At 47.1% G+C, this 16340-nt stretch carries 12 protein-coding genes; all 12 read right to left on the bottom strand.

Annotated elements, in window-relative coordinates; translation table 11 throughout:
- Positions 1 to 23: 23 nt before the first annotated feature.
- Positions 24 to 1907: a peptidylprolyl isomerase gene (gene ppiD / locus M988_RS05275; protein WP_064573169.1), complete on the bottom strand. Its 1884-nt coding sequence runs from the start codon at positions 1905 to 1907 to the stop codon at positions 24 to 26.
- A 318-nt stretch (positions 1908 to 2225) separates the two neighbouring features.
- Complete coding sequence (gene hupB, locus M988_RS05270; RefSeq protein ID WP_008814266.1) at positions 2226 to 2498, bottom strand: nucleoid-associated protein HU-beta; 273 nt, start codon at positions 2496 to 2498, stop codon at positions 2226 to 2228.
- A gap of 218 nt (positions 2499 to 2716) precedes the next feature.
- Positions 2717 to 5071, bottom strand: coding sequence for an endopeptidase La (lon, locus tag M988_RS05265; protein WP_004091714.1), 2355 nt, complete (start codon positions 5069 to 5071; stop codon positions 2717 to 2719).
- A gap of 190 nt (positions 5072 to 5261) precedes the next feature.
- Entirely contained in the window at positions 5262 to 6533 is a 1272-nt protein-coding gene (gene clpX, locus M988_RS05260) for an ATP-dependent protease ATP-binding subunit ClpX (RefSeq protein ID WP_008814267.1), read from the bottom strand.
- A gap of 283 nt (positions 6534 to 6816) precedes the next feature.
- Positions 6817 to 7437 (bottom strand): ATP-dependent Clp endopeptidase proteolytic subunit ClpP, encoded by a 621-nt coding sequence (gene clpP, locus M988_RS05255; protein WP_004091711.1) that lies wholly within the window; start codon positions 7435 to 7437, stop codon positions 6817 to 6819.
- Positions 7438 to 7661: 224 nt separating this feature from the next.
- Positions 7662 to 8966 carry a trigger factor gene (gene tig / locus M988_RS05250; protein ID WP_004091710.1) on the bottom strand — a complete coding sequence of 435 codons (1305 nt, stop codon included), beginning with the start codon at positions 8964 to 8966 and terminating at the stop codon, positions 7662 to 7664.
- A 512-nt stretch (positions 8967 to 9478) separates the two neighbouring features.
- Positions 9479 to 9808, bottom strand: a complete 330-nt coding sequence (bolA, locus tag M988_RS05245; RefSeq protein ID WP_004091708.1) for a transcriptional regulator BolA — start codon at positions 9806 to 9808, stop codon at positions 9479 to 9481.
- Between the two features lie 196 nt (positions 9809 to 10004).
- Positions 10005 to 11120 carry a glycoside hydrolase 5 family protein gene (locus M988_RS05240; RefSeq protein WP_064573168.1) on the bottom strand — a complete coding sequence of 372 codons (1116 nt, stop codon included), beginning with the start codon at positions 11118 to 11120 and terminating at the stop codon, positions 10005 to 10007.
- 64 nt (positions 11121 to 11184) lie between these two features.
- Positions 11185 to 12744, bottom strand: a complete 1560-nt coding sequence (locus M988_RS05235) for an MFS transporter (protein WP_008814270.1) — start codon at positions 12742 to 12744, stop codon at positions 11185 to 11187.
- 102 nt (positions 12745 to 12846) lie between these two features.
- Entirely contained in the window at positions 12847 to 13869 is a 1023-nt protein-coding gene (locus tag M988_RS05230) for a Gfo/Idh/MocA family protein (protein ID WP_064573166.1), read from the bottom strand.
- A gap of 12 nt (positions 13870 to 13881) precedes the next feature.
- Positions 13882 to 14955 carry a Gfo/Idh/MocA family protein gene (locus tag M988_RS05225; RefSeq protein WP_064573164.1) on the bottom strand — a complete coding sequence of 358 codons (1074 nt, stop codon included), beginning with the start codon at positions 14953 to 14955 and terminating at the stop codon, positions 13882 to 13884.
- Entirely contained in the window at positions 14952 to 16145 is a 1194-nt protein-coding gene (locus M988_RS05220; RefSeq protein ID WP_064573162.1) for a Gfo/Idh/MocA family protein, read from the bottom strand. The genes M988_RS05225 and M988_RS05220 overlap by 4 nt, the downstream gene beginning before the upstream one ends.
- Positions 16146 to 16340: the final 195 nt, after the last annotated feature.

The following is a 16340-nucleotide window of genomic DNA, read 5'->3' as shown; positions in this document are numbered from 1 at the left end:
AGAGTGCAAATTTATTGCGATGCTTACTGCATTTCGCTCGCTGCGCTGCCTAATTTAATTTTGGCATTAGCGCGCAAATTATCCATCAGAGAGTCAAAAGTAATACCCGTTGAGCCTGTTAACATCTGAGAAGAGAAGGCTTTAAGCTCCTCGTTGCTCAAATGACCAGACTTCACCGCATCAAGCTGAATCAGCACAATGTTATCCTGACGATCCTGAGCCAAACCATAAACAGGCTTGTTGTCTTTTGGCTGAGCTAACGCAAACACGGTATCAGCTAACTGACGATCTTCAGAAGCACGAGTCAATGTTTGTTCTGCACCAAAGCTAATACCTGCGGCTTTCAGTGCTTCCTCACCTTTACCTGCCTGCAGCGCAGTCAGCAGTTTATCGCCTTCAGTACGCGCCTGCTGGATAGCTTTCTGGCGTTTCACCATCTCGGTGATTTGCTCTTTCACCTGATCCATTGGCTTCACCGCTTCTGGTTTATGAGCAGAAATACGGATAACAAAAGCACGGTCGCCTTCAACGCTGATCACATCAGAGTTACTGCCCGGCGCACCATTTTCACCAAACAGAGAACCCTCAAAGATAGCCTGAGTAACGGGTTTGAAGTTGATAGCCGCAGGAACGTTATCGCGTGTAAACCAACCCGTTTCGGTCGCTTTCACACCAGCAGCCTCTTCCGCACCGGCTAAAGACTCATTATCACTGGTAGCTGAATCGCTGACCTTTTGCTGCAAGGCAAAGAAGGCATCCAGCGCTTTTTGCTGTTTAACCTGAGCCTCAATGTCCGCACGAACTTCAGCCAATGGCTTAACCAGCTCTGGCTTGATGTCATTCAAACGAACAACCAGATAGCCAACGCTCGACTTCACCGCGCCAGAAAGCTGGCCTTTGGTGGTTAACTTCGCGCCCAGAATTTCATCGGGTGTTGTACCTGGTTCTAACCAGCCCAGCTCACCGCCTTTTTTGCGCGAAATGATGTCAGTAGATTTCTCCGCTGCCACTTTGGCAAAATCTGCGCCGCTGTTTAGCTCATCCAGTACCGCTTTAGCATCAGCTTCAGTTTTTACCTGAATAACGCTGTAGTCTTTACGCTCTGGCTGGGTATAGCTGGATTTGTGCTGATCGTAATAGGCTGCAATCTCATCATCAGAAACGGTGACTTTATCCTGAATCGCCGCGGCATCCATTTCGATGTAGCTGACCTTCACTTCTTCAGGTGCGATGAAGCTATTCTTATTCTGCTCATAATAAGCTTTCAGCTCTTCATCAGTGACTTTCTGATCTTTTTCTAGCGCCTTGATATCAATCGTCGCCAGACGCACATCACGCTGTTGCATGGTGAGCGCAGCCATAGCTTCAACTTCGACTGGCAGAGTGAAGCCTGTCGCCGTATAGGCCTGAATCAGCTGTTGGCTGGTTAATTGCTGACGAACTAGCTGTGCATAGTTATCTGGCGTCAGCCCCATGTTGGCAATGATGCTCAGATACTTGGCATTATCAAACTGATTATTCGTCTGGAAATAAGGCATCGCCCAGATGGCTTCTTTCACTTGTTCATCGCTAATCCCCAGTCCCAATTTCTTGGCATACTGGTCAAGCAGCATATCGTCAATCAGGCGGTTAAGAGCCTGCTTACGCAGCTCCTTCATGTAACCTTCGTTCCCTGCCAACACTGAAAACTGGTCGCCCAATTGCTGCTGTAAACGACTGCGTTCGCTTTGAACCGCTTGCTCAAGCTGACCACGGCTAATTTCCTGACCATCGACCTTAGCCGCATAGTCACCGGAACCGCCGGTCAAATAACCCCCTACCCCGGTCAAAACAAATGACACGATGATTAGGCCCAGGATGATTTTGAGCACGACGTGATTAGCGGCCGCGCGTAAATTGTCCATCATAGTGTGGCAACACTCCGCTGTGATTGTGGGTAATACAGTAATTTTTGTCGGCTCAGTCTATCTGATTCGTAGCCAACACTGCACACGTAATACGACTAAATTGGCTATTAAATCAAAAACCACTCCTGTTAAGCGAATCGGCTTACTGGGAGAGACTCTGTTTCCATGAAACTTTAGCCATAAAAAAAGCGCATCGTTTATGATGCGCCTTGTATTTTACCCTAGCAGCTCAACCACGTCAGTCTAATGTTTCACTGTTTGCACTCACACGGAGTCATAACATACAAACAAATTCAGATGGTTGAACCTGACGCACAATTAATTAACTGCGTCTTTCAGCGCCTTGCCAGCACGGAAACCAGGAACTTTTGCAGCAGGAATGCTGATTTCTTTACCGGTCTGAGGGTTACGACCAGTACGTGCAGAACGTTCACGCACGTCAAAAGTACCAAAACCGACCAGAGCAACAGAATCACCGCTCTGCAAAGACTCAGTAACAGACGCAATAATCGCATCTAATGCGCGGCCAGCAGCCGCTTTAGAAATATCTGCACCTTCGGCAATCTTATCGACCAGTTGTGACTTATTCACTCTTTCATCCCCTTTAGAAATCTTATGCCGTACTGGAATATTGTCCTTTGGGTACGGCTGCGCAGCAGTTATATCAATCCTGTCAGTTCATGGCAAGACACATCAAATGCGGCTTTTCCTAATTTGACAGGGTTCTAAGTTAGCTGCACAAAAAAATGCTGGCAAGTCCGAAATGGGCTGCCAGCATAGGTTTTATCAGAGGTTTTTGCGATATATCACTATTTCGCGGTGACCACTTCCATTCCAAACGGTGAATTTTGCAGCGCCAAGGCTAAAACTTCATCAATTCGTTTTACCGGATGGATATCCAGGTCGGCCAAGACGTTGTCTGGAATCTCTTCCAAATCACGTTTGTTCTCATCTGGGATCAGTACCGTTTTAATTCCACCACGGTGCGCAGCCAGCAGTTTTTCTTTCAATCCACCGATAGGGAGCACTAAACCACGCAGCGTAATTTCCCCCGTCATGGCAACATCAGCGCGAACTGGATTACCCGTCAGGCATGAAACCAGCGCGGTGCACATGGCAATACCGGCACTTGGACCGTCCTTCGGCGTAGCACCTTCAGGTACGTGAACGTGAATATCGCGTTTTTCATAGAAATCAGGGTTAATGCCTAATTTCTCCGCGCGAGCACGCACTACGGTCAGCGCAGCCTGAATAGACTCCTGCATAACCTCACCTAAAGAACCGGTGTAAGTCAGCTTACCTTTGCCCGGCACACAGGCCGTTTCAATGGTCAGCAGATCACCACCCACTTCAGTCCACGCCAAGCCGGTTACCTGACCAACGCGGTTTTCACTATCCGCACGGCCATAGTCGTAACGCTGTACGCCAAGGAAATCTTTCAGGTTATCGCCGTTGATCTCAATGTGCTTGACGGATTTATCCATCAGCAGATTTTTCACTGCTTTACGGCACAGTTTCGAGATTTCACGTTCCAGACTACGCACGCCCGCTTCACGGGTGTAATAGCGAATAATGCCGCTAATTGCGCTGTCATCAACCGTCAACTCACCTTTCTTCAGCGCGTTGCGCTCTAACTGTTTTGGCAACAAATGCTGCTTGGCAATGTTGAGTTTTTCATCTTCGGTGTAACCCGACAGACGAATCACTTCCATACGATCCAGCAACGGCGCCGGAATGTTCATGGAGTTTGAGGTCGCCACAAACATAACGTCGGACAGATCGTAGTCCACTTCCAGATAGTGGTCGTTGAATGCGATATTCTGCTCAGGATCCAGAACCTCCAGCAGCGCTGAAGCTGGATCGCCACGCATGTCAGACGACATCTTGTCGATCTCATCGAGCAAGAACAGCGGGTTTTTCACCCCGACTTTTGCCATCTTCTGGATCAGTTTACCCGGCATAGAACCGATATATGTGCGGCGATGTCCACGGATCTCCGCTTCATCACGCACACCGCCCAGCGCCATACGGACGTATTGACGACCTGTGGCACGAGCGATTGACTGACCCAGAGAGGTTTTACCTACCCCTGGAGGCCCAACCAGACACAAGATCGGCCCTTTAATTTTGCTTACGCGGCTCTGGACTGCTAAATATTCCAGAATACGGTCTTTAACACGCTCCAAGCCATAATGGTCGGTGTCCAGAATCTCCTGCGCTTTGTTGAGGTCTTTTTTGACCTTACTGCGCGCATTCCAAGGAACCTGAATCATCCAGTCGATATAGCCACGAACCACCGTTGCTTCAGCAGACATCGGCGACATCATCTTCAGCTTTTGCAGTTCCGCTTCGGTTTTTTCGCGCGCATCTTTCGGCATTTTCGCCGCTTCGATTTTGCGCTTCAGCGCTTCGAATTCGTCTGGAGTATCATCCATTTCGCCCAGCTCTTTCTGAATAGCTTTCATTTGCTCATTCAGATAGTACTCACGCTGGCTCTTTTCCATCTGCTTTTTAACGCGGTTACGAATGCGTTTTTCAACCTGCAGCAGATCGATTTCAGACTCCATCATCGCCATCAGATATTCCAGACGTTCAGTCACGTCTGACATTTCCAAAACAGCCTGCTTGTCGTTTAACTTCAACGGCATGTGAGCAGCAATGGTATCTGCCAGCTTAGCCGCATCGTCAATACTGTTGAGCGATGTCAGCACTTCTGGTGGGATCTTTTTATTCAGTTTGATATAGCCTTCAAACTGATTAATGGCTGTGCGAACCAGAACTTCCTGCTCGCGTTCATCCATTTCTGGAATTTCTAAATATTCGGCCTGTGCAGCAAAATGTTCACCACTGTCTGATAACGTGGTGATTCGCGCGCGCTGAAGACCTTCGACCAGAACCTTTACGGTGCCGTCAGGCAATTTCAGCATCTGTAAAATAGAGGCAACGGTACCTACAGAGAAAAGGTCATTTACTCCAGGTTCATCCGTCGACGCTTCCTTCTGTGCGACCAGCAGGATCTTCTTGTCGTGATCCATTGCGGCTTCTAGGCACCGGATAGACTTTTCTCGGCCCACGAACAATGGAATCACCATGTGCGGATAAACCACCACATCGCGCAGAGGCAATACGGGGATTTCTATGCGTTCGGAACGCTCAGGATTCATAGAGCTCTCTCTTAGTTTAGCTTCCGCCAGGTTATGGGAATCTTACAACCCGTTTTACGTTGTTGCTTCACCCAGTTTGTATCTGAGTATATGGGGATGTTTACCAGGGATTCAACGCAAACAACAACAGAAAAAAAAATGGGAGATAAAATCCCCCATTTTATTGATAACCCATCAGTTTACTGGCTAATTATTCGCCAGAAGCTTGTGCTTCCGGTTTGCCATAAATCAGCATTGGCTCCGCCTGACCCTCGATGACATTTTCGTCAACGACGACTTTTTCGACGTTTTCCATTGAGGGTAAGTCGTACATCGTTTCCAGCAGAGCGGCTTCAACGATGGAACGCAAACCACGCGCACCTGTTTTACGTGCCATTGCTTTCTTAGCAATCGCCGTCAGGGCTTCGTCGCGGAATTCCAGATCCACACCTTCCAGATTAAACAATGCCTGATACTGCTTAGTCAGGGCATTTTTTGGCTCTTTCAGGATCTGAATCAGTGCGTCTTCGCTCAGCTCACGCAGCGTAGCAACAACAGGTAGACGACCGATGAACTCAGGGATCAGACCAAATTTGATCAGATCTTCAGGTTCAGCTTGAGCCAACAGCTCACCTTCGGTGGCTTTCTCAGACAAAGCCTTGACCGTTGCACCAAAGCCGATACCAGTACCGGTATTTACGCGCTGGCCAATCACTTTATCTAAGCCTGCGAAAGCACCACCGCAGATAAACAGAATCTTGGAGGTATCAACCTGCAAGAACTCCTGCTGTGGGTGCTTACGACCGCCCTGTGGTGGAACCGCAGCGATAGTACCTTCAATCAGCTTCAGCAAAGCCTGCTGTACGCCTTCGCCGGATACGTCACGGGTAATCGATGGATTATCCGACTTACGAGAAATCTTATCGATTTCGTCGATGTAAACGATGCCTCGCTGAGCTTTCTGTACGTCGTAATCACATTTCTGCAGCAGTTTCTGGATGATATTTTCAACGTCTTCACCCACATAACCCGCTTCGGTCAACGTGGTAGCATCGGCCATCGTAAATGGCACATCCAAGAAACGAGCCAGCGTTTCAGCCAACAGCGTTTTACCGCTACCGGTTGGACCGATCAGCAAAATATTACTTTTACCTAGTTCAACACCGTTGCTGGTATCGCCATTGCGCAAACGTTTGTAGTGGTTATATACCGCTACCGCCAACACTTTTTTCGCCTGTTCCTGCCCAATAACGTAGTCATCTAAATGGTTACGAATTTCGTGCGGGGTAGGCAAAGCATTACGCTCACGATGTGGAGCGACTTCTTTAATCTCTTCGCGAATGATGTCATTACACAGATCGACACACTCGTCGCAGATATACACTGACGGCCCGGCGATCAGCTTACGAACTTCATGCTGGCTTTTGCCGCAAAAAGAACAGTACAGCAGCTTGCCTGAACCGTCTTTGCGCTTATCTGTCATCAGTAAACCTCTTTCATTAAGTATCTGTCCCGTCGAATCGGTCGCCAATGGCTTACCCTATCAACGGCAGTGCGACCAATCTGCGCAAAACAGCCTTTCAGCATAGGCCATACAACCCATTGGTACGATGCAAAGCATCACCCGACGCTTTATATTCACTATAGTATATCGGCAACCGACCCGATGTGGATAGTTGCGCTATCCATCAGTGGCAAACCGAGTTATTGCTATGTGAACCGAGGGTTGGATAGGCTACACCATTCAAGGCCGTAGTCTGACACAATCAGCCGCGGTGAGTCATTACCGAATCGACCAAACCGTATTCTACAGCTTCGTCTGCTGACAAGAAGCGGTCACGTTCGGTATCACGCTCAATTTCTTCGAGCGGTTTACCTGAATGTTTAGCCATCAGCTCATTCATACGAGCTTTAACTTTCAGGATTTCTTTAGCGTGGATTTCAATATCCGTCGCCTGCCCCTGGAAACCACCCAGCGGTTGGTGAATCATCACGCGCGAATTTGGCAGACAGAAGCGTTTGCCCTTGGCTCCTGCGGTCAGCAGGAACGCGCCCATGGAACAGGCTTGCCCCATGCAGATGGTGCTTACGTCAGGTTTGATAAACTGCATGGTGTCATAAATAGACATTCCCGCAGTGATGACGCCGCCCGGTGAGTTGATATATAGATGAATATCTTTCTCTGGGTTTTCCGCTTCAAGGAACAGCATCTGAGCCACGATCAGATTTGCCATGTGATCTTCAACCTGACCAGTCAGGAAGATGATTCGCTCTTTCAACAGACGGGAAAAAATATCGTATGAACGTTCGCCACGCGAAGTCTGTTCAACAACCATTGGCACTAAAGCCATGTGCGGTGCTAAATCACGCTCGCCACTGTATGACATTAACCGTCTCCTATAGAAATCACTTTGGCATTATTTGCTTTGATTCTACTGTAGATAAACTATGTTGACCATGCTCAACTGCCTGTGTCTGCTGTTATAGGTTAGACACTTGCCCAATATTTGGGGGCGGCACACAAAGAAATAAACCTTTTCCCATAAAAAAACCTTCGCTCTAGAGCGAAGGTTTTTATAACTTCAGAACGGATTAACCATTCAAAGCAACATTACGCTGCCTGAGTTTGGTTCATCAGATCGCTGAAGTTGGTCGCTTTTTCAGACACTTTAGCGCTAGCCAGCAGTGCTTCAACAGCTTGTTCTTCCAGAGCAACATTACGCATGTTGTTCATCAGCTCTTTGTTTTTGCTGTAGAACTCGATCACTTCTTTTGGATCTTCGTATGCAGAAGCCATCTCTTCGATCAGCGCTTTAACGCGATCTTCGTCAGCCTTCAGCTCTTTCTTAGCGATAACTTCGCCCAGCAGCAGACCAACAACAACACGACGCTTAGCCTGCTCTTCGAACAGTTCACGTGGCAGTTCCAGAGCTTGTTTCTCGTTGCCACCGAAACGCTGTGCAGCCTGACGACGCAGAACGTCAACTTCACCGTCAATCAGTGCAGCTGGAACGTCGATGTCGTTAGCTTTAACCAGGCCGTCGATAACCTGAGACTTGATACGGTTACGTACCGCGCCTTTCAGTTCGCGTTCCATGTTTTTACGCACTTCAGCTTTCAGACCGTCCAGAGAGCCATCAGCAACGCCGAAACGTTTGATGAATTCTTCGGTGAATTCTGGCAGTTCACGCTCTTCAACTTTCTTCAGAACGATATCGAACTTCGCTGCTTTCCCTTTCAGGTTTTCAGCGTGGTAGTCTTCTGGGAAGGTAACGTCGATAACGAACTCTTCGCCGGCTTTATGGCCCAAAATACCTTCTTCGAAGCCTGGGATCATACGGCCCTGGCCCATTGCCAGAACGAAATCAGAGGCTTTGCCGCCTTCGAAAACTTCGCCGTCGATAGAACCGGTGAAGTCTACGGTTACGCGGTCTTCAGCTTCTACTGCACGTTCGGTAGCAGCCCAAGTTGCCTGCTGCTTACGCAGAGTATCCAGCATTGCATCAACGTCAGCGTCGGTAACTTCAACAACTGGTTTTTCAACTTCGATGCTTTCCAGATCTTTCAGTTCGATTTCTGGGTAAACTTCGAATTCAACAGCGAAAGAGAAATCTTCGCCCAGTTTGTACTCGCCCGGTACATATTTAGGCGCGCCCGCTGGATTCAGTTTTTCTTTGATGATCGCGTCAACGAAGTTGCGCTGCATCAGATCACCCAGAACGTCCTGACGAACAGATGCGCCATAACGCTGAGAGATAATGTGCATTGGCACTTTACCTTTACGGAAGCCGTCGATACGTGCTTTTTTAGCCACGTTGACCAGCTCACTGTTTACTGCTTTTTCAATGCTGTCGGCTGCAACAGTAATGTTTACGCGGCGGCCAAGGCCTTCGGTGGTTTCAACAGAAACTTGCATCTTATACCTCAAAAAATCACAGTGCTCGGTCAACTCCAGAAGCCATTTTCAACGAAGAAAACCTGACTTCACAGAACCGGGACGGCCGCTTTCACCAGAACCGTGTTCCCTGTTTATCCCTTCTTACCTGAAGCCGCTGCTGTATTGCCTGCAACTTCAAGTCGTTTGGGCATAGAAGCGTCCCGAATACATTCAGGAAAAAATAGACGCGACATTATAGCGATGCATGAGCAATGAGTCGAGAACCGCACACCAAGTGTCCGCGGCGTGATTCACAGTTTCGAGCGATACCTTTGCCATTTCGGCTATAGCTCACACCGCTTTAGCCCCATAACAAAGACGATATGCCATGCAATCGACTGCGCATCTAATCATAAAACTCGCTACGCAAAAAGAAACGGCCTCAAGGGCCGTTTCTCATCGAACACGCTATTAATACAGCAAAAACGGTCAAGAGTTCCACCTTCGTGGTAATTTACTTGCCTTTTCGCCGCCTATTTAAGCAAGTTAGCTTAGGCTAAGGTGCCAGCCCCACGACAAGGGGGGGATGCAGGAACCGTATCTTGTAACGCTTCCCACTCTTTGTGCGTATAGGTATGCAGGGCCAGCGCATGAACACCATCGGCCAGTTCCTCTGAGAGCACGCCATAGATTGAACGATGGCGAGTCAGAAATCGCTCACCTTGGAAACGATCGCTGACTAACACCACTTTAAAATGACTTTCAGAACCTGCCGGTACGTTATGACGATAACTTTCATCAACCACCTCAAGATAGAAAGGTTCAAACGCGGCGCGTAACTTTGCTTCTATCTGTTCTCTCATCATAAGAAATCCCCTCATACTGCATCAGCCTACGTCGGCAGAAAAAACCTGGCGCTTAACAGGCTATATTCTCAAAAGATGAGCTATGACGCACCAATGAGAAACATACCTTAATGTTAATTGTAGCTTTTTCCTAGCAACCAACGACGATAAGTTACATATTTATCTTTTCTGAAACAGGGGATTTTACGCAAACGGGCGTAATGCATCCTTTCTAGTCATTTTTTCTCATATCGGTTTCTAATGTTCTCATCTCGTCGCTATGCATGAAGCGTGAAACCAGCGCCATTTCAGACTGTCGAAACGGTATGCCATGAACATCAAATACATCATGGAACCAAAGATGAGCATAGTCTTTACGGCGTTTAACGATACTGGGCCAAGGCAGCGTGGTCTGCGTTTTCCCAGCCACCAATCCCCAGTGATAACACGCAATATTATGCGTCCTCATTAAAGGAAGCTGCTCTTCGAAAGTGCTACCCACGTGTCGTGCCAGCCATTCGGTGCAAAACAGAGGTCTGCCAAATTGGTTAAGTCGATTTATTAGACCAACCATATCAGGCGTTGCGACATAGGCATGGAAACTGATCACGTCAGACTGTGCTAATGCCTCCTGATCTATCGGATGTTGGTAGGTATTCGCGGGGTGAGAAATAGGATCGGGAATATGCCATGCCCCCACGGTCAATGGCTGAATCGGGTTCGCGTCTCGCGCCCATTGAAAAGCTTGCCGCAGCAAATCCAGCGCGAAAACCTCCAATTTTTCAGCATACAAAGCCTCATCGGCTCCACTGATGAATATTCCTCGATTACCCGGTTCGTTATAAAGATCCCAGAGCAGAATGCGTCCATCTGCACGAAACGTCGTGATGACGTCGTGAATATAACGCTCAATGCTGTTCCTCGCGGACAGGTTGCACACGGTATCGCGTCCGGGGCTAGCCACTGCGCGGCTGTTATGCACGCCAGGAATGGGCGCTTCTTGCAAACCGAGATGGGGTTCATTGCCTGAAAACCCACAGTCATCCATTAATGTGAGCATCACCGACATACCATGTTTTCGCGCCACTGAGAGGAAAGCATCAATACGAGCGAAGAGCCCTTCTCTATCGTGCAACCAAACAATAAAAGGCAAATTCACACGCAGCGTGTTGTAGCCAACATTTTCGGCCCAGCCCAATTCCTCATCGATTGTCGCTATATCAAAAGTTTCAGCCTGCCATAACTCGTTCCAATTAACCGCCGTGCGTGGGAGATAATTGAATCCACATAGACATCCCTGCCGTTGATACCAAGCGTTGGCTTCTTCTTTACTCCACTGTGCTCTCATGCACTTACCCTCTCTGCAATATGTCAATAGTTAACCTAATCTGGACATTTCATGACTTACACGCTTAAGAGGGATCGTTGCGGTACGAAACGGATGATAGGGGATCTTTATCGCACACCTTATCCATCCCACCCCACACTTTGTCATACTCATAGCCCGTGAGATCTTTAATCACTTGACGCGAACGGGGATCGCAATCGTCCAAACGTCCGCCCAGCTTGAGACGGGCGACTTCTTTAATCAGTATCTTGTGAGTATCACGGGTGAGCTTAAATCGGTATGTGATATAAAAACTAATGGCCAGCAGTGCTCCGGTACCAAAAATCATTAAACCGACAATGGCATGAACTGCGCTAATCGGCTGCACACCGCTGCCTTTTACAAATCCACTTTCCTGCAACACAATACCAATCAACATAATGGCAAGTGCGACAGTACTTTTTCGGGTTAAGACCATCACACCCGCAAAAATACCTTCACGACGTTTTTTAGTGATAATTTCGTCGACATCAGGAATAAAACTATAAATATTCCAAGGAATATAATACAACCCTGCACGAGCCACGCCAAAAATAATAAACACACCCGAGAACAGCCACACCGAGACCTGTGTTTCAGTCATATAAATATAAAAAAGAAAACACAGAACACCAAAAATACAGCCATAGGATAAACGTAAAGCGCCACTCGGAGTCATATTAAATTTTTCGAGCAACATCATAAAGCCAAAGGTTCCAGGAACAGAAACAAAGGCGGCTACGGTTAAAAATCCAGAAACAACAGCAACATCCTGTTTTAAGCTATAAACCACATAATAGGTAAACACCGCACCAAAGACATCTAACGCTGTAAATGAGGAGATATAAATAGCAATATGCTGGCGGAAAATGCGAATTTTGAAAGAAGAGAGGAGATCCAAGACTAAACCTTTCATATGATGCCAAAGGTTTCCCGGACCATGTGCCGATTCGTATTCAGGCTCATCACTATCGCATACATCTTTAGCTTCCCATGTACACATCCAAGTAATAAAAACAGCCACGCAAAATACGACAGCGAAAAACATCCCCGTATAAGTATACGTCATCGGATTATCTTTACCGGTAAAGTGCATAATGACACCCGGTACAGAAACAGCTAACAGCCCTCCTAACTGTGAACACATCATACGCACACCAGACAAACGAGTCCGCTCGCTGAAACGATTGGTCATTTCTGAAGAGAGGGTTTCCCATGGGACCAGAACCATTGCCGAAAGCAGTTCAATCGACAAATAAGTACCAAGGTAGTACCAATAATTCATATCTGATATCCAAATTAGAGCATACAGAAACATCAGAGGTGAACTAATTAATAAGAAAAAACGTCGGCGACCAAATCGTTTACCTAACCATGTATTACCAAAATTATCGGTAACATATCCCATTATTGGGCTTAATAGTGCATCAATGACTCGTGCTATAGCAAAGATTGACCCAGCTTCTAATACTGTCAGTCCGCAGTAAGTTGTATAAAAGAATAGTAGCCATGTCCCTATAACGGCAAATGCACCACCACCGAATAAATCCGTGACACCATATCCTATTGCAGTACCATAACCGACTCGACGTTCCGTTGGTTTCATTATATAGACCCTGCATGTTGTGGTATAAAAAATAGCGGTTCTGCACGGAGTAATCCCCACGCAATTATTTCAAAGGTTAATAAGTTTTAAAATTTAGCTATTTTATTCAGCGACTGTTATCCAACGGCGTAACAACGACGACTGGTATATAGCATCAACCATCCGTAATGATATTTCGGCCTGATTAATATCAACGTAACCAGAGTGGATATTTTCACTTATTGCACGGTAAAAAGATGAAATTGCTTTATTGTGGCTGCTGCCCCAATAACTTTTTTCCATCCCGATAGTTATCTCATCACTAACGAGCTGAGTACTCCTTCCTTCAACTATTAGCCACAGACTATTTTGGTGCAGTTGTAATATTCCCTTTTCACACTGAATTTCCAAAAGTAGCGGTGAATCCGTGCTGTAACAATTAGTGGCATAAAATAGTCCTCGGGCACCATTACCTAACATCATATTCGCGGTTGCGGTATCTTCAGCTTCCGTTGCCTGTGCGAGAAAAGTGCTATCGACGACGCCCTTAATCGCCTGAACACCGTCACCGAACCACTGCATCAGATCCAGCGTATGAATGGCCTGATTAATTAACAGGCTTCCTCCTTCGCGAGCAAATCGCCCACGCCATTCACTTTGTGAGTAATACTCCTCAGAACGCGCCCACGTTAGCATTGCTCGCATACCTATCATTTTGCCAAGCGCCTGCTGTTCAAGCATGGATTTGATCTTCTGACTCGTCGGGTTCAGCCTATTCTGGTAGCAGATGCCCAGCAAAACCTTGGATGCTAAGGCAGACTGTTTGATTTGTTGGATTTCACTCACGTTTAGCGCTAACGGTTTTTCTGTGAATACATGTTTGCCAGCGGCTAAGGCCGCAATAATAATTTCTCGATGCGAATGATGTGGAGTGCAAATATGCACCACGTCAATCTCTTCATCACACAACATGTCCAAGTAGTCATGAACATAGCGACTGCCATAGCGGGATGCCAACGCTTCACCTTTAGCTTGATCGAGCTCAACGATAGTGTGCAAATGTCCCTCAGGGTGATGTTTTATCCCCTCTACATGTCGAGCATGAATAGAACCACATCCCACAATTGCCGCGTTGATCCTTTGCATAACGCCTCCAACTTAAGTCAATTGATTCTGATTTGCCCACATTTGCGCCCGTACGCATAGCTCAGCCGCTTTAAACGCATGAGCCTGAGTCATAGAGTTTTCAGTGCGGTTGAGGCAATCAAGAATTAATTGGCCAAAATAAGGGAAGCCGACCTGACCGGCGACGGGATAGCGGAACTCTCCCGCGTTATTGACCAAATACACCACATCCTGTTCCTGATGTGTGATGTCGACGTATTTGCGAATTTCGATGTAGCCCTCAGTTCCTAGCAACGTTAGGCGACCATCCCCCCAAGTGGAGAGTCCCTCTGGCGTAAACCAATCACAGCGGAAATAGCCCGTTGCACCATTGCTGCCCACTAGCATGGCGTCGCCAAAATCTTCAAAATTTGGATGTTGTGGATGGTTGAAGTTTTTTGCCTGAGCGGCGATAACACAGGCATTGTCGTTGGCGGTATAAAAAAGAAACTGTTCTATTTGATGGCTGCCAATATCACATAATATTCCGCCAAACTGCTTTCTATCATAGAACCAATCGGGTCGCCCTTCACCTTCACGATGTGGTCCCATTCCTAGCGTTTGTACTACGCGACCAATTGCGCCTTGTTGCACTAACTGTCCAGCAAAGACAGCGCTTTCAACGTGCAAACGCTCGCTGTAATACACGGCATATTTACGCCCAGTTTGCTCTACCTTCTGTTGAGCCGCAGCCAGCTGCTCAAGGCTAATCAATGGCGCTTTGTCAGTAAAATAGTCTTTCCCAGCATCCATAACCTGCAAGCCAAGCGCACAGCGTTCGGCTGGAATCCCTGCCCCCGCAACCAGTTTAACCTGTTCGTCGGCCAATAAACTTGCAATGGAATCAGCGACTTGAGCCTGTGGGTATTGGCTAACAAACTTTTTAACCTTTTCTGGATCGGGATCGTAAACCCATTTCAAGGTCGCTCCAGCTTCAATCAGGCCATTACACATGCCATAGATATGCCCGTGATCGAGCGCCGCAGCGGCGAAAATAAACTCACCCGGTTGCACGACCGGCTGAGGCTTTCCAACCGGCGCATAGTTCATACCATCTTTGTTTTTCATGCCGAAACCTCGCTGCTCATGTCTTTGTCCATATCTTTGCCCAGAGGGATCTCCCCCTCATCACTAAAGTTTTCTACCGAAGCAGATTTTTCATGAAAATGAGGTGCGAGAGATATCAAACCACCGGTTTGGTAATAAGGATCATCGGCACCAATAGGTAGGCTGACATAGGCACGCGTGATAGCAGACTTATAGATAGCAGTGATAAGTTCCAACGAGCGTTTGCCCTGCACACCATCCACTAACGGGGTCGTGCCGGTTTCTAGAGCATGCAGGAAATTATCTATCTGACCAGCATGTAAGGTGTGGGCCAGCTTTGGCACGGAACGATAAAGCTCATCCAACTGCTCTTCACACTCCGTATCGCGTTCTTCAATTGGAAACCCATTCGAGCCAGAAATACTGGCGTACTTATCCCACGGAGCTGAAATTCTAGCCTTCTCACCTTGAATGACTATTTTCTGATCTTCACCATGATGGACAACCGATGCGGTAAGCTGGGTTAATGCGCCAGAGTCATATCTAAAAATTGCGGCGGAAAGATCTTCAACTTCAGCGTTCTCATGCGCCGCATTGGTGATCATCGATACCACCTCAGAGGGATACCCTAGCATCCACTGAATGGCATCAACGTGGTGCACGGCATGATTAAGGGTGCACCCGCCGGCCTCTTTTTCCCAGGTTCCACGCCACCATAGATCATAATAAGAGCGCCCACGCCACCAAAATGAATCCACCTGCGCATGACAGATCTTTCCTGCCACACCTGAATCAATGACCGCTTTTAAGCGCCAGAAAGCATCGGTAAAGCGATTTTGCGCAATAATAGAAAGCGTCTTACCACTGGACTTGGCGGCAGCAATAACGGCATCGCACTCTTGTAATGAAGCGGCCATCGGTTTTTCACAAAGCACATGTTTACCTGCATTAAGAGCATCAATAGCAATCTCTGCATGGACATATGGCGGCGTACAAATATCAAAAACATCAATATTCTTATCGCTTAGAATATCGCTATGGCTGCTGTAAACTTTAGCGTCGTTCAGCCTATATTGGCGTTTTTTCTCTTCTGCCTTTTCAGGGTAAATGTCAACCAGCGCTACAATTTGGCAACGGTCAGAAAATTTTAAGTACCCTTGTATATGAGCACGAGAAATACCGCCGGTACCAATAATCGCGATTTTCTGCATTCTATTACCTCGTTATCATTGATAGAACAAACCCCGTTTCCATTCATACAATTAATGTGTTTCTCATAAACATTCCCCATTATTAAGTCAGAGTTGACACCGTAACGCTTAGCTATCTCTGAATAACGGAGTCGGGAAAAAATAATTGTATCTTGTTATCAAGTTCTTCATTTGAATTTTATTTTTGAGAGAATA

Source organism: Hafnia paralvei ATCC 29927 (assembly GCF_001655005.1).
GTDB classification, from domain to species: Bacteria; Pseudomonadota; Gammaproteobacteria; order Enterobacterales; family Enterobacteriaceae; genus Hafnia; species Hafnia paralvei.
Note: the sequence above shows the minus strand (reverse complement) of the source record. Positions and strands in the feature narration are given on the sequence as shown.

Coding starts and splice junctions, on each gene's coding strand:
- M988_RS05240 (WP_064573168.1), bottom strand. CDS start 11,120: ATGAGAGCACAGTGGAGTAAAGAAGAAGCCAACGCTTGGTATCAACGG.
- bolA (WP_004091708.1), bottom strand. CDS start 9,808: ATGAGGGGATTTCTTATGATGAGAGAACAGATAGAAGCAAAGTTACGC.
- clpX (WP_008814267.1), bottom strand. CDS start 6,533: ATGACAGATAAGCGCAAAGACGGTTCAGGCAAGCTGCTGTACTGTTCT.
- tig (WP_004091710.1), bottom strand. CDS start 8,966: ATGCAAGTTTCTGTTGAAACCACCGAAGGCCTTGGCCGCCGCGTAAAC.
- M988_RS05230 (WP_064573166.1), bottom strand. CDS start 13,869: ATGCAAAGGATCAACGCGGCAATTGTGGGATGTGGTTCTATTCATGCT.
- M988_RS05235 (WP_008814270.1), bottom strand. CDS start 12,744: ATGAAACCAACGGAACGTCGAGTCGGTTATGGTACTGCAATAGGATAT.
- ppiD (WP_064573169.1), bottom strand. CDS start 1,907: ATGATGGACAATTTACGCGCGGCCGCTAATCACGTCGTGCTCAAAATC.
- M988_RS05220 (WP_064573162.1), bottom strand. CDS start 16,145: ATGCAGAAAATCGCGATTATTGGTACCGGCGGTATTTCTCGTGCTCAT.
- M988_RS05225 (WP_064573164.1), bottom strand. CDS start 14,955: ATGAAAAACAAAGATGGTATGAACTATGCGCCGGTTGGAAAGCCTCAG.
- clpP (WP_004091711.1), bottom strand. CDS start 7,437: ATGTCATACAGTGGCGAGCGTGATTTAGCACCGCACATGGCTTTAGTG.
- lon (WP_004091714.1), bottom strand. CDS start 5,071: ATGAATCCTGAGCGTTCCGAACGCATAGAAATCCCCGTATTGCCTCTG.